This window comes from Abditibacteriota bacterium (assembly GCA_017552965.1).
In the GTDB taxonomy this organism is placed as follows: domain Bacteria; phylum Armatimonadota; class UBA5829; order UBA5829; family UBA5829; genus RGIG7931.
The window spans coordinates 24,848-48,983 of sequence record JAFZNQ010000115.1 but is presented as its reverse complement, the minus strand read 5'-3'; the positions used below and the strand labels follow the sequence as shown (position 1 = coordinate 48,983).

The 24,136-nt window shown below is 60.1% G+C and carries 23 protein-coding genes; 17 read left to right on the top strand and 6 right to left on the bottom strand.

The window, feature by feature from the left end; all coding sequences use genetic code 11:
* Positions 1-107: 107 nt before the first annotated feature.
* Both IK083_09550 and IK083_09545 read right to left on the bottom strand, forming a co-directional pair.
* Positions 108-812 (bottom strand): hypothetical protein, encoded by a 705-nt coding sequence (locus tag IK083_09550; GenBank protein MBR4749797.1) that lies wholly within the window; start codon positions 810-812, stop codon positions 108-110.
* Entirely contained in the window at positions 812-1,147 is a 336-nt protein-coding gene (locus IK083_09545; GenBank protein ID MBR4749796.1) for a terminase large subunit, read from the bottom strand. The genes IK083_09550 and IK083_09545 overlap by 1 nt, the downstream gene beginning before the upstream one ends.
* 32 nt (positions 1,148-1,179) lie before the next feature.
* On the opposite strand from IK083_09545, the gene IK083_09540 reads away from it, so the two are divergent.
* From IK083_09540 to IK083_09520, 5 genes are all read left to right on the top strand, one after another.
* Positions 1,180-2,646, top strand: coding sequence for a PTS transporter subunit EIIC (locus IK083_09540; GenBank protein ID MBR4749795.1), 1,467 nt, complete (start codon positions 1,180-1,182; stop codon positions 2,644-2,646).
* A gap of 1 nt (position 2,647) precedes the next feature.
* Positions 2,648-3,124: a PTS glucose transporter subunit IIA gene (locus IK083_09535; GenBank protein ID MBR4749794.1), complete on the top strand. Its 477-nt coding sequence runs from the start codon at positions 2,648-2,650 to the stop codon at positions 3,122-3,124.
* Positions 3,124-3,381, top strand: a complete 258-nt coding sequence (locus tag IK083_09530; GenBank protein ID MBR4749793.1) for an HPr family phosphocarrier protein — start codon at positions 3,124-3,126, stop codon at positions 3,379-3,381. The genes IK083_09535 and IK083_09530 overlap by 1 nt, the downstream gene beginning before the upstream one ends.
* Positions 3,378-4,967, top strand: coding sequence for a phosphoenolpyruvate--protein phosphotransferase (ptsP, locus tag IK083_09525; GenBank protein ID MBR4749792.1), 1,590 nt, complete (start codon positions 3,378-3,380; stop codon positions 4,965-4,967). Before IK083_09530 ends, ptsP begins: the two co-directional genes overlap by 4 nt.
* Positions 4,968-5,055: 88 nt before the next feature.
* Positions 5,056-6,732 carry a heparinase II/III family protein gene (locus IK083_09520; GenBank protein ID MBR4749791.1) on the top strand — a complete coding sequence of 559 codons (1,677 nt, stop codon included), beginning with the start codon at positions 5,056-5,058 and terminating at the stop codon, positions 6,730-6,732.
* A gap of 960 nt (positions 6,733-7,692) precedes the next feature.
* On the opposite strand, the gene IK083_09515 is transcribed toward IK083_09520, so the two are convergent.
* Genes IK083_09515 through nadB form a run of 4 tightly spaced genes read right to left on the bottom strand, consistent with a single transcriptional unit; the run spans position 7,693 to position 12,681 of the window.
* Positions 7,693-8,709, bottom strand: coding sequence for an MBL fold metallo-hydrolase (locus tag IK083_09515; GenBank protein ID MBR4749790.1), 1,017 nt, complete (start codon positions 8,707-8,709; stop codon positions 7,693-7,695).
* Positions 8,702-10,207: a ComEC/Rec2 family competence protein gene (locus IK083_09510; protein ID MBR4749789.1), complete on the bottom strand. Its 1,506-nt coding sequence runs from the start codon at positions 10,205-10,207 to the stop codon at positions 8,702-8,704. Before IK083_09510 ends, IK083_09515 begins: the two co-directional genes overlap by 8 nt.
* Positions 10,208-11,089, bottom strand: coding sequence for a signal recognition particle-docking protein FtsY (gene ftsY, locus IK083_09505; protein ID MBR4749788.1), 882 nt, complete (start codon positions 11,087-11,089; stop codon positions 10,208-10,210).
* On the bottom strand, positions 11,086-12,681 hold the full coding sequence (gene nadB, locus IK083_09500) for an L-aspartate oxidase (GenBank protein MBR4749787.1): 1,596 nt from the start codon (positions 12,679-12,681) through the stop codon (positions 11,086-11,088). The genes ftsY and nadB overlap by 4 nt, the downstream gene beginning before the upstream one ends.
* Before the next feature lie 197 nt (positions 12,682-12,878).
* On the opposite strand from nadB, the gene IK083_09495 reads away from it, so the two are divergent.
* The 12 genes from IK083_09495 (at position 12,879) to IK083_09440 (ending at position 24,131) form a co-directional block, all read left to right on the top strand.
* Positions 12,879-13,172, top strand: a complete 294-nt coding sequence (locus tag IK083_09495) for an STAS domain-containing protein (GenBank protein ID MBR4749786.1) — start codon at positions 12,879-12,881, stop codon at positions 13,170-13,172.
* Positions 13,173-13,183: 11 nt separating this feature from the next.
* Positions 13,184-13,603, top strand: a complete 420-nt coding sequence (locus IK083_09490; GenBank protein ID MBR4749785.1) for an ATP-binding protein — start codon at positions 13,184-13,186, stop codon at positions 13,601-13,603.
* Positions 13,604-13,775: 172 nt separating this feature from the next.
* A complete protein-coding gene (locus IK083_09485) occupies positions 13,776-15,032 on the top strand; it encodes a DUF1015 domain-containing protein (GenBank protein ID MBR4749784.1) in 1,257 nt (418 codons plus the stop codon).
* Between the two features lie 10 nt (positions 15,033-15,042).
* Positions 15,043-16,947, top strand: coding sequence for a glycoside hydrolase family 125 protein (locus tag IK083_09480; protein ID MBR4749783.1), 1,905 nt, complete (start codon positions 15,043-15,045; stop codon positions 16,945-16,947).
* Between the two features lies 1 nt (position 16,948).
* Positions 16,949-17,692, top strand: a complete 744-nt coding sequence (locus IK083_09475) for a WecB/TagA/CpsF family glycosyltransferase (protein ID MBR4749782.1) — start codon at positions 16,949-16,951, stop codon at positions 17,690-17,692.
* Between the two features lie 4 nt (positions 17,693-17,696).
* A complete protein-coding gene (locus IK083_09470; GenBank protein ID MBR4749781.1) occupies positions 17,697-18,611 on the top strand; it encodes a sugar kinase in 915 nt (304 codons plus the stop codon).
* A gap of 9 nt (positions 18,612-18,620) precedes the next feature.
* A complete protein-coding gene (queA, locus tag IK083_09465; protein ID MBR4749780.1) occupies positions 18,621-19,655 on the top strand; it encodes a tRNA preQ1(34) S-adenosylmethionine ribosyltransferase-isomerase QueA in 1,035 nt (344 codons plus the stop codon).
* Positions 19,652-20,389 (top strand): class I SAM-dependent methyltransferase, encoded by a 738-nt coding sequence (locus IK083_09460; protein ID MBR4749779.1) that lies wholly within the window; start codon positions 19,652-19,654, stop codon positions 20,387-20,389. Before queA ends, IK083_09460 begins: the two co-directional genes overlap by 4 nt.
* Positions 20,370-22,394: a glycoside hydrolase family 65 protein gene (locus IK083_09455; protein ID MBR4749778.1), complete on the top strand. Its 2,025-nt coding sequence runs from the start codon at positions 20,370-20,372 to the stop codon at positions 22,392-22,394. Before IK083_09460 ends, IK083_09455 begins: the two co-directional genes overlap by 20 nt.
* Positions 22,391-22,753 carry a hypothetical protein gene (locus IK083_09450; GenBank protein MBR4749777.1) on the top strand — a complete coding sequence of 121 codons (363 nt, stop codon included), beginning with the start codon at positions 22,391-22,393 and terminating at the stop codon, positions 22,751-22,753. Before IK083_09455 ends, IK083_09450 begins: the two co-directional genes overlap by 4 nt.
* 6 nt (positions 22,754-22,759) lie before the next feature.
* Entirely contained in the window at positions 22,760-23,458 is a 699-nt protein-coding gene (locus tag IK083_09445) for a hypothetical protein (GenBank protein ID MBR4749776.1), read from the top strand.
* Positions 23,451-24,131 (top strand): DUF45 domain-containing protein, encoded by a 681-nt coding sequence (locus IK083_09440; protein MBR4749775.1) that lies wholly within the window; start codon positions 23,451-23,453, stop codon positions 24,129-24,131. Before IK083_09445 ends, IK083_09440 begins: the two co-directional genes overlap by 8 nt.
* Positions 24,132-24,136: the final 5 nt, after the last annotated feature.

Sequence of the window (24,136 nt, the reverse complement as noted above, 5' to 3'; positions counted from 1 at the left end):
GGTGATCGCTTTAACCCCACCGGAAAATGTGAAATTTTCCGGCGGGGGCCCCGGATACTCCCGCCCGGCACTCTTCGGGGTCCCCAGCGAAAAAAGTTTCGCTGGGGTTAAAAGGCCCGGCCGTCCATGCACCAGCAGGCGGCGCAGGTGGCAGAGCTCTCCGAAGCGCACCAGATGGCCTTCTCCACACCGTTTGCCTCATAGGTCTCCTTGGTGGAGATCCGGTAAGCGCGCATCACCTCGGTGCGAGCCACCAGCAGCGCGTGCTTCCGGCTGGTATAGCCCAGGCGCACCATCTCCCGGGCGATCTCCTCCGGGTTCTTGCCCTGGGCGATGCCGTCCTTCAGGACGTTCATGACGGCTTCCTTGATGCTGTAGCCGGCGCCCTTGTCCAGGACATCCCGGAGGGGAGAGCCGTCCTGAGTCATGCCGATCATGGTCTCGAAGGCTTCCTTGTTCACGCGGACCATGGAGCTTGCCGGCGCGCCGGCTTCGGCAAGGACGGTCTCAGCCTGCTCGATGCCTGTCTCTATGGCGGCTTCCTGCCCTTTCTCAATGACAGGGCAGAGCTTCTTGTTCAGCGCCTCCACCTGCTCCCCGGCTTCCTTTGCCAGGGTCTCGGCCCGGGCTGCCGCAGCTTCGGAGGCCCCGGCTTCCTTCAGCTTCCCGGCCTTCACCAGCAGCTTGGCCAGCAGACGGTTCCACTCCCGGAGAACAACGGCCAGCACCGCGGCGTCCTGCCGCTGGGCCCGGCGCTTGAAGCGCCTGGTGGTCTCCTCCAGCTTCCCCCGGAACTCCTTCTTCTTAGCCATCAGTTAAACGAAAAGATGTCTCCCTTTGCGATGTCCTCCACCGCATAGCGCATGGCGTCCATCAGGTGGTTCATGTAATCCTGCGGCCTGTTCAGCCTGTTGTCGTATTTGTCCGTGTCCCACATATACGCGTTGATCTCGGTCAGAAAGTTCACGCAGCGGGGATGCACGATGATTTCGTAATCCTGCAGAAAATCTATGCCGGCGCGGATGCTGTCGGGGCCCTTCCGGGCCGGGCGTATGCCATGTTTTTCGTGATTTTCCGCAGATGTTGAGGGAGGACGAATTTTTGTGATATAATATAAAAGTATGCAATCATGCCGGCAAACGAGCATCCTGCCGGCCTACTGGGAGACTGATCATCATGATGAAGTATTTGCAAAGATTGGGCAAATCCCTTATGCTGCCCGTGGCTGTCCTGCCCCTCTGCGGGATCCTCATGGGCATAGGCTACGCCCTGTGCCCCGCCACCATGCAGGGCGGTGAGATCGCAGGCGCGGCGGCCTATATAGGCAACTTTCTCGTCAAGGCGGGAGGCGCCCTCATCGACAACCTGCCCTGGCTGTTCGTCATAGGCGTGGGCGTGGGCATGAGCAAGGACAACGACGGAGTCGGCGGTCTGGCTGCTCTGGTGAGCTGGCTCATCATCACCAACCTGCTGGACAAGGATTACATCGTCAAGGTCCTGCCCTACGTCAACGACGACCCGAATATGCTGCTGGCCTTCGGCAAGATATCCAACCCCTTCATAGGCATCCTCTCCGGAATCATCGGCTCGGGCTGCTACAACAAATTCAAGGGGACCAAGCTGCCTGACTGGCTGTCGTTTTTCAGCGGCAAGCGCTGCGTGGCCATTATCGCCGGCCTCATATCCATCGTCATAGCCTGCGCGCTGGCCTTCCTCTGGCCCGTGTGCTTCAAGGGGCTCATCAACTTTGGCGAGTTTATCGCAGGTCTCGGCGCCGTGGGCGCAGGCCTCTACGCCTTTTTCAACCGGCTGCTCATCCCCATCGGCATGCACCACGCTCTCAACAACGTGTTCTGGTTTGACACCATAGGTCTGGGCGACCTGTCCAACTTCTGGGCGGGCAAGACCTCCGAAGACGTGGGCTGGTCTCTGGGTATGTATATGTCGGGCTTTTTCCCCTGCATGATGTTCGGTATCCCCGGCGCGGCTCTGGCCATATATCAGTGCGCCCGCAAAAAGGCGGCCGCCATGGGTATACTGTTTTCCTCCGCCCTCTGCGCCTTCGTGTGCGGCGTCACGGAGCCCTTTGAATTTGCCTTTATGTTCCTGGCTCCCGGCCTCTACCTCATATACGCTCTGCTCTACGGGGTGTTTACCTGGGCCACCGTGCTCCTTGGCTTCCGGGCCGGCTTCAGCTTTTCGGCGGGTCTCACGGACCTGATCTTTTCCGCGTCGCTGCCCGCCGCCGCCAAGACCTGGATGATATTGCCTCTGGGCCTGGCCGCCTTTGTGATATTTTATCTGGTGTTCCGCTTTGCCATCCTCCGGTTTGACCTCAGGACTCCCGGCAGAGAGGACGAGGACGAGGAGGCCGCTCCCGCCAAGACCAAGAATGCCGGCAAGGACGAGGCTCTGGCAGAGGCTCTGCTCGCTGCGGTGGGAGGCGCCGGCAACGTGGCCGCTGCCGACTGCTGCTTCACCAGACTGAGACTGGAGCTCAGGGACCTGAGCCTCTTTGACGAAAAGGCCGTCAAGGCTGCGGGAGCTCCCGGCTCCGTGAAGTCCGGCGGCAACACGGTACAGATAGTCATTGGCCCCAACGTGCAGTTCGTTGCGGAGGCCTTCAAGGAAAAGGCAGGGATCTGATATGAACTTTTTTTCCAGGCTGACAGGCAAAAAGAATGTCGTCAGGGTCCAGGCCCCCTGCAGAGGGACCTACATGCCCATGGAACAGATACCGGATCAGGTGTTTTCCCAGGGGATACTGGGACCCTGCTGCGGCATCCAGCCCCAGGAGGGGGAGGTGTGCGCTCCCGTATCCGGCAAGATCATAGACGTGGCCGACACTCTCCACGCATTTTGCATCGAGTCCGAGGGGGCCGAGTTGCTGGTCCATCTGGGCATAGACACCGTGGCCCTCAAGGGGGAGTGCTTCACCCTGCTGGCCGAAAAGGACAGTGTTGTCAGGGCAGGGGATCCGGTGATGCGTATGGATATAGCCGCCGTGCGCGCCGCGGGTCTGGACCCCGTGATAATACTGGCAGTCACCAATCCGGACGATCTGGGAGAGATACGCTTTTCCCGGGATCCGGAATGCATAATAGAGATAAACAAGGAAAAGTAATGACAGAGTTTGAATATACCATCAAGGACCCCCTGGGGTTCCACGCCAGACCCGCGGGCCTGTTTGTCAAAGAAATGAAGCGCTTTGCTTCGGAGATCAGCGTGTCCTGCAAGGACAAGACGGTCACCGGCCCCCGGCTCATAGCCCTTATGGGCCTGGGCATCAAGTGCGGCGACACGGTGCATGTATCTGCCGAAGGCGGAGACGAGCAGCAGGCGGCGGACGCCCTCAGGGCCTTTCTGGAAGCCAACCTATGATACGGCTCAGAGGCAGGGGCGTATCTGCCGGTCTGGGGACCGGCAGGGTGGTCCGGATAGACGAGCCCGTCCGGACGGACGGAGCCGGCGCCGATTTTGACGGCGCAAGACGCATAGCCGCGGCCAGATACAGGAGCCTGGCGGACACGGCGGCCGGCAAAGGAGCCGGGGAAATGTCCGATCTGTTCGAGGCATATCTCCTGATGCTGGAGGACCCGGACCTGGAGGACGGAGTCAGAGCCCGGATAGCGGAAGGCGCCGAGCCCGCCGAGGCCGTCACGGCCACCGGCGAGGAGCTGGCCCGGATGCTGATGGAGCTGGATGACGAATACATGAAGGAGAGGGCCGCCGACGTGCAGGGAGTCTGCAGAGATCTGGCGGATATCATGACGGGCAGGGAAAAGACCGGCCCGGCCCTGGATTCTCCCTCGGTACTGGTGGCCCGGGACCTGTCTCCCGCCGACACTCTCAATCTGGATACGGGCAATCTGAAGGCTCTGGTCCTCAGGGAGGGCTCTCCCAACGGCCACACGGCCATTCTGGCCCAGCTGCTGGGCATACCCGCGGTCATAGGAGCCGGAGAGGCTCTGGACGCGGCGGAGGAGGGCATGACCTGTCTGGTGGACGGAGCCTCCGGCACTGTGATACTGGAGCCGGACGAGGCCGCACTCGGGGAATTCCGTTCCAAATACAGCGCCGGCGAGGCGGAGCAGGCCGCTCTGGCCCGATACAGGGATATACCGGCTGTGACTCCCAGGGGGCGCCGCATAAGGGTGTATTGCAACATAGGCTCCCCGGAGGAGGCCCAGGCCGCTCTGGCCTGCGGCTGCGAAGGCATCGGATTGTTCCGCACGGAGTTTTTGTATCTGAGGGGCGGCAGCTATCCCTCGGAGGAGGCGCAGTGCGAGGCCTACAGGAGCGTGCTGGAAGCCATGGGCGACAAGCCGGTCATAGTCCGCACCTGCGATATAGGCTCCGACAAGACAGCCCCTTATCTGCAGCTGCCGGAGGAGGAAAACCCCGCTCTGGGCATACGGGGCATCAGACTGTGTCTCAGACGCAGGGATATGTTTTTGTGTCAGCTCCGGGCCCTTCTGAGGGCCTCGGTGTACGGCAGGCTGTCGGTCATGTTCCCCATGGTGTCCTCCCTCAGCGAGCTGCTGGAGGCCAGGGCCCTGTGGCGCGAGGCCGAAAAGCAGCTGGAGCAGGAGGGAGTTCCCTTCAGGAGCCGGGTGCCTCTCGGGGTGATGATAGAGACCCCCGCTGCCGCCCTTATGGCAGACACTCTGGCGGAGGAAGCCGACTTTTTCTCCATAGGCACCAACGACCTGACCCAGTACACTCTGGCGGCTGACAGGCAGTCGGGAGACGCGGCGGATATCTTCGACCCGTCTCACCCAGCCGTAAAAAAGCTCATAGCCATGACCTGCGCCGCCGCAAAAAGCAGGGGCAAGCTGGCGGGCATCTGCGGCAATTCCGCAGGGGACGCCTCCCTGCTGGAGTTTTATGAAGAAGCGGGAGTGGGGGAGCTGTCCGTCAGTCCCGGGAGATGCCTGTCCCTCAAGAGAGATATTTGCGAGCTGTAAAAGACGCCCCTTCGGGGGCGTTTTTTTTGCCCGGGGCGGCCGTATGTGTTATAATGGATATATATCATATGCAAAAACGGAGAAGCTGATGCTGTTTGAAAAGGAAAGACAGCCTGAATACTGGCTGACCATGCGCGAGGACCCCGAGTTTGCCCGGCGGCTTCGGGAGGTAGACAAGGCCTACGAGACCGCAAAAACGATCTACAGGGACGTGATCAACGATATCACCTATACTTCGAGGCATCTCACTCACATCACAGGAGAACGGGACCAGTTTGAGGAGCCCATGCTGGTCAGGAGGGACCTGATGCACGCTTCGGGCATACTGGCCCTGGCCTATCCCGAGGAAAAGCGCTATCTGGACTCCTTCCACGACGCCGTGTGGGCCCTGTGCGAGGAGGAGTGCTGGATGCTGCCCGCCCACTACGGGAGCATGCTGTTCCACGGCGACAGCATAGACCTGACCTCCTCCCTGACCGGCGGCGCCATGGCGGAGCTGCTGTGGTTTTTGGGGGACAGAGTGGATGAGGAAGTGAGGCAGGCCGCCGCCAGAGAGATCCGGAGGCAGGTCATAGAGCCCTACAAGAATCACACTATCCACTGGGAAAACACCCGTCACAACTGGGGGTCAGTCTGCGGCTGCGGAGTGGCCGCCACCCTCATGTATCAGGACCCGGAAGAGTTTGAACGCCAGAAGCCCCGGCTCCTCAAAACCATAGAGACCGCCTTTTCCGGCTATCCCTCCGACGGCACCTGTCTGGAGGGCATCGGCTACTGGGAATACGGCTTCGGCCACTGGGCCGCCTTTGCCCATTTGCTGAAGCAATACACCGACGGAGCCATGGATCTCTTCAGGGATCCGGCGGTGGAAAAGGTGGCCGGCTTCGGCCCCAAGCAGTACCTGCTGGGAGACTGCACCGTGAGCTACGGCGACGGCGAAAGAGACAAGCATCTCTATTCGGGTCTGGCGGAGTTTCTCCGGACCCTGTATCCCGGCTCCGTGCCTCTTTTGCCCAGAGAAAGGAAAAACTATGGCTTTGTGCGCCACTGGTTCACCTTCCGGCTCCAGTTCCTGGCCTTTGCCGGGGACCTGAGCGGCCCCATAGAAAACAGGGACTACTATTTTGAGTCCGGGGGCCAGTTCGTGGTGAACCGCAAGGGGTATTCCCTGGCGGCCAAGGCGGGCTACAACAACGAGCCCCACAACCACAACGACGCCGGCAGCTTCATCCTGTCCGACGACAGCGGCCAGGTCTTCTGCGACGTGGGCGTGGGCTGCTACAACAGGACCTACTTCATGTCCGACACCAGATACGGAGTGCTGTGCAATTCGTCCAGAGGCCACTCGGTGCCCATCATAAACGGCTGCTACCAGAAGGAGGGCAATGAGTTCTCGGCGGATATGGAATACAGGGAGGGCTCCTGCGACATAGATATCTCCCGGGCCTACAATATACCCGGCATTTCCGCCAAAAGGCGGCTGGAATGGACTGACGACAGCATCCGCATCAGAGACTGTTTTGACCGGGTCCTGTCTGTCACGGAGAGATTTGTCACCCTTCTGGAGCCCCGTATCGAAGGCAACAGGATATACGTGGGCAACTGGGTCCTGACAGTGGAAAGCCCGGCCTTGCAGCCCTCCGTGTCCTCGGAGCTGCACCGCCGCAGGGGCCCGGTGGGGGTCACGGACCTGGTGTATATGATAGACGTGCCTCTGCCCAAGGGCCAAAAGGAAGCGTCCTTCCTCATCACCAGGGCCCGGTGACAGGCCAAAGGACGGATATATGAGCAAGTGTTCCATATGCGGCAACAGATTTGTCAAGGGCGACCCGGACTTTTATTATTGTCCCGCCTGCCAGAAGAAGTATCACAAGGGGTGCTTTGAACGCTTTGGCTGCACCGACAGCTCCTGCAGCGAATACAGGGGCTGCGACCCCATCGAAGAGACGGAAGCCCAGGCCCCGGAGCCTCTCCCTCCTCGGGAAAAGGGCTTCAGAGGCGCCCTGAAATACTTCTCCGACTACAACGACAGTCAGATAGTCTGCCCCGAGTGCGGCAAGAAGGTCTCGGTGTTCGTGTGGAACTACAGGCTGGGGTGCCCGGTCCCCTCCTGCCTGGAACGCAAGGAACACCTGTACCTGAGGGCGGGAGCCGCCGCCCTGATACTGGCCCTGGCCTACGCCGTCATCAAGACCCGGGCCCTCTTCCTGGATCACGCAGTGGTCTTCACCGCGGTGTTCGCCATACTCTATTTCCTGCTCATCCACCTGGGCATGTACGTGAAGATCCTGCACATGAGGAGCCCCCAGCTCCGCAAGTTCGGCGCGGGACTGGCCCAGGGGGCCGCTGTGGCTGTAGTGCTGACAGCCTTTACCCTCATATTCTGCAACTCCATATTGCAGGGCGTCTACCGACAGGGTATGACAGCCTTCAACGCAGGGGAATACAACAAGGCGCAGGAGCTCTTTAAGCAGATACCCCGCTACAAGGACAGCGAGGTCCTGAGGGCCAAGGCCGAGATCAAGGAGTGCCAGGTGACCTACCAGCTGGCCAAACAGGCCCTGGAGCGGGAAGACTACAACACGGCCATACAGCTCTTTGGTTCCATAGAGGACTATATGGACAGCAAGACCCTGCTCAAGGAAGCCAAATACAAGCAGGCCAAGAACGCCATCGTGTCCGGCGACCTCAAGACCGCCGTGGACACCTTCACCGACCTGGGGGCCTACAAGGACAGCCAGAACATACTCAAGACCATCACCGAGAAAGCCTTGCCCGCCTTGGGCAGCGCCATAGGCAGCATGTGGAAGAAGGACTCCGACGAGGAGGGGAACGAGGGATTGTTCGGCAGGCTGCTGGGCGGCAGATAGGCGGCATGAGGACGCTTCAGAAAACGGCGCAGCTGCTCCTCATCCTGCCGCAGCAGCCCCGCGCGCTTGCCGTCTGAGATCAGGATGATATCCCCTTTTTGACAGGTCACCAGCCATGGCACCCTCAGCTCCGACGCTCTTTTCAGAGTCTCGGGGGCCGGGTGTCCGTATTTGTTGTCCGCTCCGCAGGATATCACCAGCAGCTTCGGACGGACCGTCCGCAGCAGGGTCTCGGAGCAGGACCCGGCGGAGCCGTGATGGGGCGCCAGCAGCACGTCGGCCCTGAGAGCGCTCCCGAAACGGGAGCACATGGCATACTCTTCTCTTTTACCCATATCTGCCGTGAGCAGAAACCCTGTGTCTCCCACAGAGAGCAGCACCGCCGCCGAACCGCTGTTGGTCTCCGTGGAGGCGCCTCCGGCCACGGCCCGGCAGACCACTTCCTTTCCCAGCCTGAAGCTTTGTCCCGCCCGGAGGGTCCCGCAGGGCGTATGGCGCCTGCGGAGCTCCTTTCTGACGTCTGTCATGGCGGGCCCCGGGACGTCGGGAGACAAAAAGCTCCCTATGGTGAATTCCCGGGCCAGCTCCACGATGCCGGAGGAATGGTCCGCATCCGGATGGGACAATATCAGCAGGTCTATCCTTCTCCTGCCTCTCTGCCTCAGATATCTGGCGGTCCTGTTGCCGTTTTTGGACTCAAAGCCGCCGGACTCGGAGCCGCAGTCAAAGACCAGCACCTTGCCGTCCGGGCTTTCGGCCACCGCCGACAGGCCCTGTCCCACGTTCAGCACCGTGAGCCTGAAGCAGGGCCGCGCCCAGAGGAGGGCGGGGACCCACAGCAGGCACAATACTGCCAGCAGCCGCTTATACATCTTCGGACCTCCTTTCACCGAACCTTCTCCACAGGAGCAGTATCACCAGAGCCGCGCACAGATACCAGACTATGACTGCAGCCGGAGGCAGGACTCCCACCGTCCACAGCCGGGAGGCGTCTCCCGCCTGCCTGATGAGCCAGACGGTGAAGTCTCCCGCAGGACCCGCCACCCATGCCGCCGCCTGCCCCGTGAGAGGTATGGCTGAGCACAGCATGGCGATGACGCCCATGTAAAAATAGCAGGTGATCACGGCGCAGAGAGGGATTCCCAGCAGGAAGCCCGCGAGGGAGACGTAGTTGAAATAATATATCTGAAAGGGCAGCACCGCCAGAGCCACGGCGGCAGAGGCCGCCAGGAGCAGCCCTGCGTGAGCGGCTCCGGCTCCCAGTCTGCCCCGGCGCCGGGCGCTGCGTACAGGCATGGACAGATAGGGCGCAATGACCAGCAGGGCGGCGGCGCACACGTAGGACAGCCTGAAGCCCACGTCGAAGAGCTGGGAGGGACTTACGCAGAGTATCACAAGGGCGCTCAGAAGCAGGGTGTAGGAGGGCTTGGTGCAGCCTCTCCCCAGCAGGGAGCCCGCAAGAAACAGAGTGACGCACAGGGCGCCCCGGACAGCCCCGGGAGCGCAGCCGGTGAGCAGCACGTAGAACCACAGACAGAGTATGACGCAGAGGCTTTTGACCCGGTGGTCGGGGATGGGCCCCAGACAGAGACCCACGGCCAGAGCCACCAGTCCGCAGTGAAAGCCGGAGGCCGCCAGCAGATGGATGATGCCGCAGCCGATGCAGGCCCGGTAGAGCTCGTCGGAAATGTAGTCCCGGCTGCCCATCAGCATGCCGGTCAAAAAGCCCCCGGCCTCCTTCGGCAGGAGCCGGGCGCTCCGGATGACGGCGTGGCGGGTCATATCCGCCGCTCTCATGAGCAAGGAAGAGGACATGCCGGTAAGCAGCGTATTCCCGGGACGGGAGAATACGGACATATACACGTTTTTCCGGGCATAATACCTGCCTGCGTCCATGCCGAAGGCAGCCTCGCCGGTGATAAAGCGGGGAGCGTCCCTGACAGTGAGGCAGGCGCCGTAAGGCAGGGACCTTTTGGCATAGAGGAGCACGCAGCCCCGGGCCGGCACGGGGCCCGCAGGGGTCTCGGCGGAGGTGACGCGCATCAGCTGCCCTTCATAGCAGGAAAACTCGGGGACGCTCACCACGGTGCCGGATACTGCAGTGACCGGGGAGGTGATATTGGCTATGTGGTCCGGGGGCAGGAGCCTGTGGAGGGTGTAGATGCCGGAGCCTGCCGCGAAGCACAGGGCCAGCAGGCACACAAAGGAGCTGCGGACCCGGGCTCCCGCAGCCAGAGGTATAAGGGCCAGCAGAAGACAGACTCCGAAAGAACAAACATCCCCGGCAAGGATACCGAGGATATAATATACTGTGACCAGCAGGAGCCTTCGGGGAGGGAAGGGGTCTCCCGCAAACAGGATACGCCGCATTCAGTCAAAGAGGGACCTGGCGTAGTCCAGACTGTTGAAGGGCTCTATCTCCGTGGCGCTCTCGCCGGAGGTGAGCAGCTTCACTGGGATGTTCAGCTCTTCTCTCACGGTGACGGCCACTCCGCCCTTTGCGGTGCCGTCCATCTTGGTGAGGATGATGCCAGACACGGGCACCGCTGCGGAAAACTCCCGGGCCTGGCTGATGGCGTTCTGGCCGGTGGTGGCGTCCAGGACCAGCAGCACTTCGTCGCAGGGCCGTCCCAGACTCTTTTCCACTATGCGTCCTATCTTGCCCAGCTCCTCCATGAGCCCGCTCTTGTTGTGGAGCCTGCCGGCAGTGTCGATGATCACTGCGTCGGCGTTCTTGGCCCTGGCAGACTCTATGGAGTCATACACCACGGCGCCGGGGTCGGAGCCCTGCTGATGCCTGACCATATCCACTCCCACTCTGTCGGCCCATATGCCCAGCTGCTCCACGGCGGCTGCCCGGAAGGTGTCGGCGGCGGCTATGACGACCTTGTTGCCCTTGTCCTTCAGAAAACGGGCCAGCTTGGCGATGGAGGTGGTCTTGCCTACTCCGTTGACGCCTACCAGCATATAGACGGTGGGCTTTTGGGAGGGCATTTTCAGAGGCACGTCGTCGCTCCGGGAGAGGATGCCGGATATCTGCTCTATGATCAGCTCCTTCAGCTGGTCAGAGTGCTCCAGTCTCCTGCGTCTCGCTTCGCTCCTCAGCTCCTCTATCACCGATTCCACGGTCCGGACGGACAGGTCAGCCTGCAGCATGCTCTCTTCCAGCTCGTTGAAAAACTCCTCGTCTATGGGCCTGTGGCCCGTCAGCAGGTCGCCGACCTTGCCCAGAATATTCTTTAAAAACTTCATCGTATTTCCTTTTGGATGACGGTATCCCTGATGTGCCGGTCGTCCCGGTCGGGGTAGTCCAGATTGTAATTCAGTCCTCTGGATTCCTTTCTCTCCAGAGCGCTTTGGGTGATGAGCCTGGCGCAGGTCACCATGCTGGCCAGCTCCACCAGCTGCGAGGTGACCCGGCTGTCCTCTTTGATGGACAGGTATTCGTCCTCAAACCGCTTGAGGGAGGACAGGGCTTTTTCCAGCCATTCGTTGGTCCTGACTATGCCCACGTATTTCCACATGGTGTTTTTGATGCCCTTCTTCACCAGGTCTATCTCGTCGGTGTGGGACCGTTTGCCGGCTGCGCCGTCCCCCAGGTCCTCCACCTTGCGGAGCTCTATGTCTCCTATGATGCCCCTGGCGTGGTCGGCGGCCCGCTTGGAAAACACCACCGCCTCCAGCAGAGAGTTGGAGGCCAGCCTGTTGGCTCCGTGGACTCCCGTGCAGGAGACCTCGCCGCAGGCGTACATGTTCCTGATGCTGGTCTGGGCGTTGAGGTCCGTCCTGACTCCGCCGCAGGAATAATGGGCCGCAGGCACCGTGGGGATGGGCTGGCGGGTGATGTCTATGCCGTAGGCCAGACAGTTCTTGTATATGAAGGGAAAATGATTCTTCACGAATTCCGGATCCCTGTGGGTGATGTCCAGATACACGCAGTCCAGCTCCTTGGTCATCAGCTCGTGGTGGATGGCCCGGGCTACTATGTCTCTCGGGGCCAGCTCCTTGAGCTCGTGATACATGGGCATGAACCGGGTCCCGTCGGGGAGCCTCAGGATGCCTCCTTCGCCCCGCACCGCCTCGGAGATGAGGAAGGAATTGGCCTCCGGATGGAAGAGGCTGGTGGGGTGAAACTGGATGAATTCCAGATTGGCGATGACGGCGCCGGCATCGTAGGCCATGGCCACTCCGTCGCCGGTGGCGATGGAGGGGTTGGTGGTGTGCTTGTAGGTCTGGCACAGGCCTCCGGTGGACAGCATGACTATCCTGGAGCGGAAGGTGTCTATGTCTCCCGTCTCTGTGTCCAGCACCCGGCAGCCGCAGACCACTGTGTCGCTGCCCTCCTTGTCCGTGAGCAGCTCCGTGGCCTGATGGTGCTCAAATACGTGGATGTTGTGGTTGGCCTTCACTCTGCGGACCAGGGCCCGCTCCACTTCTCTGCCCGTAAGGTCCGCGGCGTGGACTATGCGCCTGGCGCTGTGGCCGCCCTCTCTGCCCAGATCCAGATTGAGCGGGTTATCCGGGTCCGCCGTGCTGCTCTTGGTGAAGTTGACTCCCAGCTCCATCAGCTCCCTGATGCGCTCGGGGCCCTCGGTGACGAGGACCGTGACGGCAGCCTCGTCGCACAGGCCGGCTCCGGCGGTGAGAGTGTCCCTGATATGGGCTTCGAAGGTGTCGCTGGCAGCCATCACGGCGGCGATGCCTCCCTGGGCGTTGTTGGTGTTGGATGTGGAGTCGCTCTTTTTGGTGATCACTGCCACGCTGGCAAACTCGGATACCCTCAGGGCGAAGCTGAGCCCGGCTATGCCCGAGCCGAGAACGATAACGTCATAATCGATAATCATAGGGATCTTCTTTTTGTATTTTCTTTCCGGCGATACGCCAAAGGGCGCTGGGCCCTTATTTATATGTTAGCACTTTTTGGCCTCTGTATGCAAGCCGGAGAGGAGAGAAAAAAACCGTAAGTAAAAAACAAACTGTTGAAAAAAGGGGCGAAAACCCATATAATATAATTGGATAGAAATTTTTCGGAGTTACTCACATGGTTAAATTCACCGAATCGGAAGGCACCCTGATATGTACCTTCAGCGGTCTGCTCAATACCGCTGCCTGCAACGAGATCGACGCCGATCTCAAAGAGCATATAGAGAATACTACCGGCAACGTGGTCTTTGAAATGTCGGACGTGGATTATATCGCATCCTCGTTCCTGCGTATGTGCATCTTTACCGCCAAGACCGTGGGCACCGAGCGCTTCAATATCATAAACACCAAAAAGGAGATCTATGATATTTTTGAGATGTCGGGCCTGGACGATCTGATCAAGGACGAATAAGGAGCGCCGTCATGCAAGAATACAACAAGCTGTTCAACACTGCCGACGCCTCGGCAGATGATATGATCGACTACATCATGGACACCTTTGCGGCCAATTCCTTCCCCGCCGAAAAGGCCAATCAGCTGCGGCTGGGCATCGAGGAAGCCATTGTCAACGTGTGCAACTACGCCTACATACACAATTTCCCCGTGACCACCGGTCCCGTGGAGATCACCGTCAGGATAGACGGCAACGCCTTTTTTGTGGAGATCAGGGACGAGGGCATTCCCTACAATCCCCTGAAGTCTCCCACTCCCGAGCTGTGGGCTCCCGCAGAGGAAAAGGAGATAGGCGGTCTGGGCATCTATCTCATCAAGCAGATGACGGACGACATATCCTATGAGAACGACGGCAAGAGCAACTTTCTCCGTCTGACTATCATGGCGTGACCTGATCGGATCGACGGGCAGAAGCGGCGTGCCGCTCCTGCCCTTTCTTTTGGCCCCTGCTCCCTGCGGAGCGGGGCTGCCGGGCCTCTCTCACAGCCGGTCCGCACTTGCCCGGCGGGGGCCTTTTGTGCTACAATATATTTGGATAATTTATATTTTTGGGGAGCTGATAATGGCGGAAGTTTTACCCTTCAGAGGTATCACCTACAACAGGGCTATAGACCCGGATCTGGTGGTGAGCGCTCCGTATGACGTGATAAGTCCGGAGGAACGGGAGATATACAAGGCCCGGCACGAGAGCAACTTCGTCCGGCTGATACTGGGCGACGAGTATCCCGGAGACACAGATACGGACAATCGTTTTACCAGAGCGGGAGCCTGTATAGACGACTGGCTGGAGAAGGGGATCCTGCAGGAAGCCCCGGCCCCCGTGTTTTATATGTATCAGCAAACCTTCTCAAGGAACGGCAGCCCCTGCGTGGTCAACGGGTTCATAGGCGCCGTGAAGCTGTGCGACTACAGCGAAAACGTCATACTGCCTCACGAGAACACCCTTTCCAGGCCCAAGGGCGCTCTGGAAAAGACCATAGAGTGCACCCGCTGCAATCTGGACTCGGTATACGGCCTGTATTCGGATCCCGGGGACGTGCTGGGAGCCGTGATACGGGACTGCTGCGGCCGGGCTCCCGATATTGCCGCCCATGATATAGACGGCAACGGCCACAACGTGTGGGAGATCTCCGACCCGGACATGATCGCCCTGATCTCCGGCTTTATGGCGGACAGGCAGATAGCCATCGCCGACGGCCATCACAGATATGAGACCGCTCTGAAGCACAGGGATATGCTCCGGGAGCGGGGCGCTGCTACCCGGGCCTCTGAATACGTGATGATGACTCTGGTCAACGTGTACGAAAAGGACCTGACGGTGCTGCCCACCCACCGGGTGGTGTACGGCATCGACCCCCGGACGGCAGAGTCTCTGCCGGAGGCCCTGAAGGAGCAGTTCACTCCGGTGCCCGTGGACAGGGAAGACCTGCTGAGAGCCATGGAGGGCAGGCATCTGGGACTGGTGATGCCGGAAGGCGCCTTCGTCCTCCGGAAGCATCCTGACACGGCTCCGGACATAGAGGCCTCCGTATATACCCGGGAGCTGGAGCTGACTCTTCTGCATGAGTGCATACTGGACAGGCTGCTGGGCATAGACAGGCAAAAGCTCGCTATGCACACCAACGTCATATACACCAGGAGCGCCGACGAAGCCTTTGAGCTGGTCTCCTCCGGCAAGGCCCAGCTGGCCTTTATCTGCAACGAGATACCCGTGAAGACCATCCTGGACATAGCCGCCGCCGGGGAGAAGATGCCCCAGAAGGCCACCTATTTTTATCCTAAGCTCCTGTCGGGCATGGTGATAAGAAGTCTGAGATAGAGGTGCTCTGATGGCTGTTATCCATTCCAGAACCGGTTACAACTGGAATTACTGCGCTACCGCCAGCGAATATATAGCCCTTCCCCGCAACACTCTCAGGGGGGAGGTGGGCTGCGTCAGCTTTTTGGATATGGGCTACAACGCCAACGTGGACCTGGTGGGCAGGGAGGACATGCCTCTCATCGCTCCCTTTGTCACCGTGGATGACGAAGAGCTGACCGGGAGGGCCTCCTTCCGCATGGAAAGATACTGGATACCGGTCTTTGATTATGCCGGCCGGGGCGTCTCCGCGTCTCTGAGGCTCATCACTCCCATCACCCGCAAGGGCTTTATCTGCCGTCTGGAGGTGACCAATGAGTCCGACGAGCCCGTAAGTCCCGTCTGCGGCTTCAGAGGCGCCTTCAAGGACATACTGCTCACCAGCAAGACCCTTACCCGCCTCAAGTGCGACAGGGTCATCACCATACCCTCCAGGGAAAAGGATACGGTGCTCATCAGGGGCGAGCGGGAGGACACTCTCTTCGCCATGTGCCTCATCAACGGCAGCGGCTATCCCTCGGACGTGTCCGTGTGCAATATGCAGATGTCCGGCGACCCCAGGGATACTCTGGATTATTGCTACGAGATGAGCGTGGATCTGGAGCTGGCTCCGGGAGAGACCGCCGTGCTGCCCCTCTACGCAGGTCTGGGGAAAAAGGATATCTCCGCCATGTCCGCGGCCCGGGAGCTCATGTATCAGGGGACGGACCGGCTGGAGGAGAATCTGAACAAATGGCTGGACCGGCATATCATCCGGTATGACGGCGATCCCGAGGTCAAGCGGCTGGTGAACGAGAACTCCTTTTACAACTTTTTCTACTGTCAGGGAGTCACTCTGGACACGGAGGAGATGGCCATCGTGTCCGCCCGGGATTCCAAAAGCTCCCGGTGCGGCATATACACTGACGACGATTCGATGCTGAGATCCGTGTTCGGAGTCAAGCAGATCAGTCAGAGCCAGGCGAGAAAGCACATACAGTACGCCTTCGGCACCCAGGCTGAAAACGTGGGCGTCCTGTCCCGGACCATCAGCGGCAAGGTGCTGGAGCCGGGCATGAAGCTGGACAGCATCTGCGCTCCCATCAGGGCGCTGCAGGACTACGTGGAGACCACCAACGACCTGTCCATCCTGTTTCTCAACGAGATACAGGACCACATCAGCTACGTGCAGGATATACTGGGCACCCAGTATCACGGGACTGACTATATCATGGAGACCCTGTATGACGTGTCCGGAGAGTATTCCCAGTATCCCTATCTGTGCGTCCAGAACGTGCTGGCCTGGAAGATACTGACGGACATCAGCTTGCTCTACAACAGGATAAGGGACATAGACCGCAGCAAGGAGGCCATGAACGTGGCCGACTCGCTGAAGGTCTCTATCATGAAGAGCTTCGTGTTTGAGGGGCCGGAGGGGCCCCAGTTTGCCTGGGCCGTGGACGCCGACGGGGGCTACGTGTTCGACGACGACCCGACTCTCAGTCTCCTGAGGCTGCCCTTCTGGGGCTTCTGCCAAAAGGACGATCCCGTGTTCGTGAACACCTATTCGTTCATCAGCAAGCGGCAGCCCGAGCGGGCCAACACCATCAAAAACGACGTGAACACTCTGATCAACAGCGCTTTGCTGGGGGACAGGACCACGGCGGAGAGCATAATGGCCCTGTGGACGGAGCGGGCGGAAAAGGGCGACTGCGACTACCTGGGGGCCGACCCCTGCGCTTCTCTCTGCGGCAGCCTGGCCTTTGCTCTCGGGAAGCTCTACGGGGACGAGTTCAGGATGCCCAGCGCATCCTCGCTGGCCCGCAGGACTCCCACCGAGTCCCTGTTTCACAAGGCGCCTACGGTGAAGCTGAACTACAAAAAGGCGAGGGTATAAGATGGAACGTGTCAAACTGCTGGATATTTACGTGGATGACGTTTCCCTTGACGACGTGCTGGACCGGGTGACGGTCTGGTGCAGGGAAAAGGGGCCCCATCAGATCGTGACTGCCGATGCGTACATGGTGGATATGGCCTCGAAAGACGAGGATTTCCGCCGGCTTATGCTGTCTGCAGATCTGGTCACTCCCGATTCCTCCGGAGTGCTGCTGGCCTCCAAAATAGCGGGGACCCCCCTCAAAAACAAGGCTTCCGGCTGCGTGATAGCCGAGAGCCTCTGCCGCATATCCGGCAGGGAAAACCTGCGTATCTATTTTCTCGGAGCCTCCGAAAAGGCCAACAGCGGGGCAGTGAAGAACATGCAGGCCAAGTATCCCGATATGCTGGTGGCAGGCAGACACGACGGGTATTTCGACCCGGGCGACAGCCAAAGCCTGGCAGAGGAGATCAGAGACTCCGGCGCCGACGTGGTGCTGGTGGCCCTGGGCATCCCCAAGCAGGAATTCTGGATCAGGGACTTCCTGCCCTCCACCGGCGCGTCGGTGGGCATAGGCATTGGCGGCACCTTCGACGTGCTGAGCGGCAACGTGAAGCGGGCGCCTGTGTTCCTGCAAAAGCTGTATCTGGAATGGCTGTACCGCTTTTTCCAGGCTCCCAAAAAGAGCTACAAGCTGGGCCGGCTGCCGGGCTTCTTCCTGAAGGTGCTGGAACAGAAGAGATCCCTCAAGAATACTGAAAGGTAGATATATGCAAAAGACCGATTTGATCATCACAGGCTCTCTGGCCTTCGATACCGTGAAGACCCGGGACGAGCAAAGAGACCGGGTCCTGGGCGGGGCTGCGGTGTACGCCTCTGTGGCGGCCGCCAAGTTCTGCCGGCCGGGCATAGTGTCCATAGCCGGCATGGATTTTCCCGACGAATACAGGGGCCTGCTCACAGGCTGCGGAGTGGATATCACCGGGCTGGTGACGGGCTCCGGGGAGACCTTCAGCTGGTCCGGCTCCTACGAGGCCGACACCAATGAAGCCGTGACCCTCGACACCCGTCTCAACGTGTTCAGCGACTTTGACCCCCGGCTGCCGGACGAATACAAGTCGGCGGAGTCCGCCCTGCTGGGCAATCTGGATCCCGCCCTGCAGCTGCAGGTGCTGGGAGACAATCCCGGGTTGAAATTTACCGCCTGCGATACCATGAACTTCTGGATAGAAGGGGCCCCGGAGCTGCTCCGGGAGGTGTTCGGCAAGGTGTCCGTCATATTCATCAACGAAAAAGAGGCCTCCATGTTCACCGGCGAGCGCTCTCTGATCCCCTCGGGGCAGAGGCTCCTGGAATACGGTCCGGAGGCAGTCATCATCAAGCTGGGCAAATACGGCGCGGCGGGCTTTTCCCGGGACGGGGACGTATTCCTGATACCCTGCGTGCCCCTGGATTATGACGTGGTGGATCCCACCGGCGCCGGGGACTCCTTTGCCGGCTCCTTTATGGGATATCTGGCTCCCAAAAGCAGGGTGACCTTTGGAGATATCAAGCAGGCCATGCTCATAGGCACGGTGGTGGCGGCCCACACCATCTCCGGCTTCAGCCTGGAGCGGCTCATGGAGCCCGACCGGTCTCAGCTCATGAGAGAGGCGGCTCTGTTCCGCCGCTGCTTCGCCATCTAAGGACACCCGATGCAGCTCAGCGACTTTGACTATTCTCTACCCGAAGAGCTGATAGCCCAGGAGCCCATTGACCGGAGGGACCACTCCCGGCTCCTGGTGCTGGACCCGGACACGGGGGCCACGGAGCACAGGCATTTTTTTGACATATGCGATTATCTCCTCCCGGGGGATCTGCTGATCTTCAACGACACCCGGGTCAGCGCCTATCGCCTCTTCGGACGCAAGGCCACGGGAGGGCAGGTGGAATGCCTGCTCACGGAAAAGACGGACTTCAATACCTACAAGGCTCTGGTGAGCCCCGGCAGGAGACTGCCGGACGGCACGGTGGTGGAGCTGGACTGCGGTCTGTCCGTGAGGCTGATCTCCCGCTATGAGACAGGCGAAAGGCTCATAAGGTTTTTGTCGGACACTGACGCGGACCCGGTTATCCGGGCCCGGGGCCTGGTGCCCCTGCCTCCCTACATCCACCGGCAGCTGGAGGATTATGAGAGATATCAGACCGTGTATGCCAGGGCCGAGGGCTCCGCTGCCGCTCCCACCGCAGGTCTGCATTTTACGGAGGAGCTGATAGAGCGGGTGAAAGCTATGGGCGTGGAAACGGGCCGGGTGACGCTTCACGTGGGCATAGGCACCTTCCGTCCCATCCGGTGCGACAACATAGACGACCACATCATGCACGCCGAAAGGTATATAGTCACGGAAGAGCTGGCCCGGCAGGTGGCGGAAGCCCGGGGGCGTATCATCGCCGTGGGCACTACCTCCGTCCGGGCGCTGGAAAGCGCGGCGGAGGGCAGGAGAAGGCTCAGGGCTCAGGAGGCAGAGAGCCGGCTCTTTATCAGGCCCGGCTTTGAATTCAGGATCGTGGACGGCCTCATCACCAATTTTCACATCCCCAGGTCCACCCTCCTTTTGCTGGTGAGCGCTCTGGCGGGTCGGGAAAACATACTGTCGGCCTACAGGGAAGCCGTGGATATGAGATACAGATTCTTCAGCTTCGGCGACGCTATGTATATCAAGCCCCGGAAGGGGGGAGACGAGGGATGAGCGGGGACAGAGAATACAGGGAGCTGCCCGTTTTTTACGACGCTCTCATGCGCTCGGTCCCTTATTCCTACTGGACCGAGTATATCCGGAGCCTCTTCGACCGCTACGGCATACGCCCCGGCAGCATACTGGACGTGGCCTGCGGCACCGGCACCATGACCCGGGAGTTCGCAGACCTGGGCATGGAGGCCGTGGGGCTGGATATATCCCAAGGGATGATAGACTGCGCCAGGGACAAGTATCCAGGGCTGGAGTTTCACTGCGCGGACGCCGCCGAGTTTGATCTGGGCAGGCGTTTTGACTGCGCCGTGAGCCTCTTTGACAGTCTCAACTATATCACCGACAAGGAGCGTCTCAGGATGGCCTTCCGGTGCGTGGAAAAGCATCTGGAGCCGGGAGGCTGCTTCATATTTGATATGAACACCATCTACGCTCTTTCCATGGGCTTTTTCAGACAGGCCGACCTGGAGGGCTGGCCTCACTATATTTGGGAGCCCAAATGGGACCCCAGGACCCGCATCTGCAGGGTGGATATGACCTTTGAGGTCAGGGACGAGACCGGAAAGGTGTCCGTGGTCAAAGAGTGTCACGTGCAGAAGGGCTACAGGCAAAAGGAGATAGTCTGTATGCTGGAGGATGCTGGGCTCAGCTTCGAAGAAGCCTTTGACGCATACACCCTGAACAGGACAAACAAAAGGAGTGACAGGATATTCTATGTGGCGCGTAAGTATTAGTATTGTGGCTGCGGCTCTCTTGTGCATCTGCCTTGCAGCCGGCTGCTCCCGCACCGGCCGGCCCGCAGGCGACGGAGACGGCTTGTGGAAAAACACTGCGGCGAAGGAGCAGCAGGACCCCTGGCTGCTGGTCAGCGACAGGCTGCCCGAGGGAGAGGAAGCCGGCACCTATCTGGCCAACGGCTTTTACGGCGTCCGCCTGTATTCCACGGGCTTTGGCAGAAAGCAGGACGGCAGCCCCGCCGAGAGCAGGTGCTACGCCTGCTATACCCGTAACGACGGCAGCGAAAAGATACAGAATCTGCCTCAGACGGCCGACCTGCGTTTTTATGACGAAAAAGGGGAGGAGCTCCGGCAGACAGGCAAGGGCTTCAGACAGACCCTGGATATGAAGAACGCCTGCCTCATCACCGAGGGCGAGTGGAAGTCCTCGAATATGAAGGCAGAGATCAGATCTGCCGTGTACGTGCCCAGGACCGAGCCCGCCCGGGCCATGTGCGCCATAGAGCTGGAGATCACTCCCTCCTCCGACGGGACCCTGACCATCAAGGCCCCGGTAGGCAAGGGGGACGTCGATCTGCCCACGGCCCAGTGGACGAACGCGCCCTTTGAGGCGGGAGACGAGTTTTCCTGCAGTCTGCAGCTGGTCAAAAAACGCACGGAAAAGGCTTGCTACAGCGCCCTGATCAGAGTGCCCGGCTCCGACGGAGGGGATCCCTTCGGCTCGGTGCCTGAGATAATAGACAGCCACAAGGCCGCCTGGGCCCGGCTGTGGGAAAGGGATATCGTCATAGAGGGCGACCCGGAAGCCCAGCAGGCAGTCCACAGCAATATGTTCTATCTGCTCCAGAGCTGCGGCAAGGACTTCGGGATCCCGCCCACGGGCCTGTCCTCCGACGCCTTCGGCGGACACGTGTTCTGGGACACGGAGCTGTGGATGGTGCCCGCTCTGATATGGCAGTATCCCGAATACGTCAGGGAGGTCCTCCGCTACCGCATCAACACCCTGCCGGCCGCTTTGGCTCTGGGGCAGAAATATACGGGCAGGCCCGGCTGCGCCGCCTTTGCCTGGGAGAGCGCCGCTTCCGGCTCCGAGGTCACCCCGGGGGACGTGCCCACCCGGGACGAAAGGCATATCACCAGCGATATAGTGTTTGCCATGTGGCAGTATTACAAGGCCACCGGCGACAAGGCCTTTCTGGCGGAATGCTATGAGACCATCCGGACTTCGGCCAACTTCTGGGCCGCTTTTGCCCGAAAGGGCGGCGACGGCAAATACCACATAGAGCGCGTGTGTCCTCCCGACGAAAACGCCGGGCTGGTGGACGATTCGGCCTATACCAACGCCACCGCTCAGGCCGTGCTGTATATAGCCGGCATGGCGTCGGAGCTGGTGGGCAAGCCCGCTCCTGCGGAATGGAAGCAGGTGGCGGAGGGGCTGGAGCTCCTGTCCGACGGCTCCAAGCTGACCATTTACCGGGACTATGAGGGGGGCATCATCAAGCAGGCCGATCCGGAGCTGCTCTGGTATCCCTGGAAGTATCAGGACCTGAAGGACGCCTTTGCAGGCGCCGCCCTGTTTGACAAACAGGCGGAGGCCACCTGCGATTTTTATATGGGCAAGACAGAAAAGAACGGGCCCGCCATGGCTTCCTCGGTCCACTCGGTCATAGTCGCCCGCCTGAAGGGGGACGCCGCCGGGGCTCTGGAGCTGTTCCGCAATAGCTACAGGCCCTATATGAGAGGCCCCTTCAACTATTTCAACGAAAAGAAGTCCGCCACCTACAAGACCTGGTGCTTCCTTACGGGAGCGGCCAACAGCGCCTCGGCAGTCCTGTGGGGCTTTGCGGGGCTGGATATGGACTACTATACCCCGGAGATCAGGCACACGGTCAAGCCCTGTGTGCCGGAGGAATGGAAGAGCGTGACCCTGAAGGGAGTGCGCTTCAACGGCAAGATCTGTGATATCACCGCCCGGCCGGACGGTACCTATGAAGTAAAATGAAACTTGTATCCGTAGCCTGCCTTATATTGTGCGTGTTTCTGGTGTCCCAGAATATGGAAAACCGCAGACAGCTCTCCGACATGAGCGCCCGTATCGGCCGACTGGAGAAGTCCATGGCGTCCCCCGACAACGTCAGCGTCATGAAAGCGGGCGCCCTGCTCGAAAGAGCAGAAAGGAGCCTGGCTGCAGGGGACAAGGACAAAGCTCTGGAGGATATATCCCTGGCCAAGGCCCAGCTGGGCCGGGTGCCCGAGGAGAAGACAGAGGACGCGTCCGTGCCGGACAAGGTCATGGAGGGCGTAGCCGAGACCGTGACCGGCGTCCTGAAGGACACCGTGAAAAAACTGTTGGGAGAGTGAGCAGGTATGTCCGAATCATCATTTGCGCCTGTGGCCATGCCCGGAGGAGCCCGGGTCTTTTCCGACGTTCCCGACGCCGGCAGGCTCCGGGGCTCCTGTATCCCCATAGACCTGACCTACGTCATTTTTGAGGACGCGGAGCTCTGCAAAAGGCTGCTGGACCTGAAGCTGGAGACCTGCTACAGGCTCTACAGAAACTACGTGTTTGAGAGAAGGGGGCTCTTTGACGGCATGCTGAAGCTGAAGAGCCGCAACAGCCGCAGGTCAGTGTATTATTACAAGCGGCTGGTCTTTGAGGCCCTGTCCTCCCTGCACCTCTACACGGAAAAGCCGGAGGATATGCGGCGGGAGCTCTATGACCTGGTGAGCCTGGAATACCGCAGGACTGTGGGGCTCGGCATGTCGGACAAGTATTCCAGGGCCGTCTTCAGGCTGCTGGAGCTGAACGTGCTCTACGGAAGGCTGAAGGACGACTCCATCGACGAGTCCCTGAAGATCACCCTGTGGGTCATGGACGGCCGCACCAGTCTGGTGCAGCGTTCGGACAACTATCTCCGGACCCTTTTGCCCCTGAAGGTGGTGAAGAGCAGCTCCCGGAAGGGCCTGCTCTTTGACGACACGGAGCAGGACAGCTTTTTCCCGGAGGGCCCTCTGCCCGCCTATGACAGGGAATACTATCTGAATCTGGCGGACGGGGATGAGTGAGACCGTCACGGCTGCCGGCCTCACGGCAGTGGTCATCAGAAAGCCCATCAAGTGCGTGTATATCAGAGTGCAGGACGGGTGTGTGGTCATGTCTGCGCCCCTTGCAGTCTCCCGTGAGGAGCTGGAGAGGCTTCTCGACAAGCACTCGGCAGCCCTCAAAAAACAGCTGGGCCCCGGCGGAGAGTTCTTTGCCGAGGGCAAGCCTCTGCCCTATCTGGGCAAAAATTACGTTCAGCATTACAGCCCCAGCGACTACGTGTGGGAGGCCGCCGTGGAGGACGGGACCATCCATATCAAATGTCCGGCCGGCTGGTCCCAGCGGGAAAAGAAGGACTTTTTCTGCTCTTGGTATGCCTGCCGCCTGTCGGAGCTGCTGGAGGAACTGGTCCCCCGGTGGGAGCAGGCCCTGGGCATCCGGGCCGAAGGCGGCTGGAAGGTAGGGTCGTGGGTGAGTTGCTGGGGCAAGTGCAATCTGAAGAGCCGTTCCCTGGGCTTCAACGCCGCTCTGGCCCAGGCTCCCGTGCAGGTGATAGAATCGGTGGTGCTTCACGAGCTGCTGCACCTGAGGATCGAGAATCACCAAAAGGAGTTTCACGATGCCCTGAAGGCAGGCATGCCCGAGATCAGGGCCTGCGACGAATATTTGAAAAACATGTTCAATGTGCTAAAATAGATACG

Coding starts and splice junctions, on each gene's coding strand:
- IK083_09550 (MBR4749797.1), bottom strand. CDS start 812: ATGGCTAAGAAGAAGGAGTTCCGGGGGAAGCTGGAGGAGACCACCAGG.
- IK083_09545 (MBR4749796.1), bottom strand. CDS start 1,147: ATGCTCGTTTGCCGGCATGATTGCATACTTTTATATTATATCACAAAA.
- IK083_09540 (MBR4749795.1), top strand. CDS start 1,180: ATGAAGTATTTGCAAAGATTGGGCAAATCCCTTATGCTGCCCGTGGCT.
- IK083_09535 (MBR4749794.1), top strand. CDS start 2,648: ATGAACTTTTTTTCCAGGCTGACAGGCAAAAAGAATGTCGTCAGGGTC.
- IK083_09530 (MBR4749793.1), top strand. CDS start 3,124: ATGACAGAGTTTGAATATACCATCAAGGACCCCCTGGGGTTCCACGCC.
- ptsP (MBR4749792.1), top strand. CDS start 3,378: ATGATACGGCTCAGAGGCAGGGGCGTATCTGCCGGTCTGGGGACCGGC.
- IK083_09520 (MBR4749791.1), top strand. CDS start 5,056: ATGCTGTTTGAAAAGGAAAGACAGCCTGAATACTGGCTGACCATGCGC.
- IK083_09515 (MBR4749790.1), bottom strand. CDS start 8,709: ATGTATAAGCGGCTGCTGGCAGTATTGTGCCTGCTGTGGGTCCCCGCC.
- IK083_09510 (MBR4749789.1), bottom strand. CDS start 10,207: ATGCGGCGTATCCTGTTTGCGGGAGACCCCTTCCCTCCCCGAAGGCTC.
- ftsY (MBR4749788.1), bottom strand. CDS start 11,089: ATGAAGTTTTTAAAGAATATTCTGGGCAAGGTCGGCGACCTGCTGACG.
- nadB (MBR4749787.1), bottom strand. CDS start 12,681: ATGATTATCGATTATGACGTTATCGTTCTCGGCTCGGGCATAGCCGGG.
- IK083_09495 (MBR4749786.1), top strand. CDS start 12,879: ATGGTTAAATTCACCGAATCGGAAGGCACCCTGATATGTACCTTCAGC.
- IK083_09490 (MBR4749785.1), top strand. CDS start 13,184: ATGCAAGAATACAACAAGCTGTTCAACACTGCCGACGCCTCGGCAGAT.
- IK083_09485 (MBR4749784.1), top strand. CDS start 13,776: ATGGCGGAAGTTTTACCCTTCAGAGGTATCACCTACAACAGGGCTATA.
- IK083_09480 (MBR4749783.1), top strand. CDS start 15,043: ATGGCTGTTATCCATTCCAGAACCGGTTACAACTGGAATTACTGCGCT.
- IK083_09475 (MBR4749782.1), top strand. CDS start 16,949: ATGGAACGTGTCAAACTGCTGGATATTTACGTGGATGACGTTTCCCTT.
- IK083_09470 (MBR4749781.1), top strand. CDS start 17,697: ATGCAAAAGACCGATTTGATCATCACAGGCTCTCTGGCCTTCGATACC.
- queA (MBR4749780.1), top strand. CDS start 18,621: ATGCAGCTCAGCGACTTTGACTATTCTCTACCCGAAGAGCTGATAGCC.
- IK083_09460 (MBR4749779.1), top strand. CDS start 19,652: ATGAGCGGGGACAGAGAATACAGGGAGCTGCCCGTTTTTTACGACGCT.
- IK083_09455 (MBR4749778.1), top strand. CDS start 20,370: ATGTGGCGCGTAAGTATTAGTATTGTGGCTGCGGCTCTCTTGTGCATC.
- IK083_09450 (MBR4749777.1), top strand. CDS start 22,391: ATGAAACTTGTATCCGTAGCCTGCCTTATATTGTGCGTGTTTCTGGTG.
- IK083_09445 (MBR4749776.1), top strand. CDS start 22,760: ATGTCCGAATCATCATTTGCGCCTGTGGCCATGCCCGGAGGAGCCCGG.
- IK083_09440 (MBR4749775.1), top strand. CDS start 23,451: ATGAGTGAGACCGTCACGGCTGCCGGCCTCACGGCAGTGGTCATCAGA.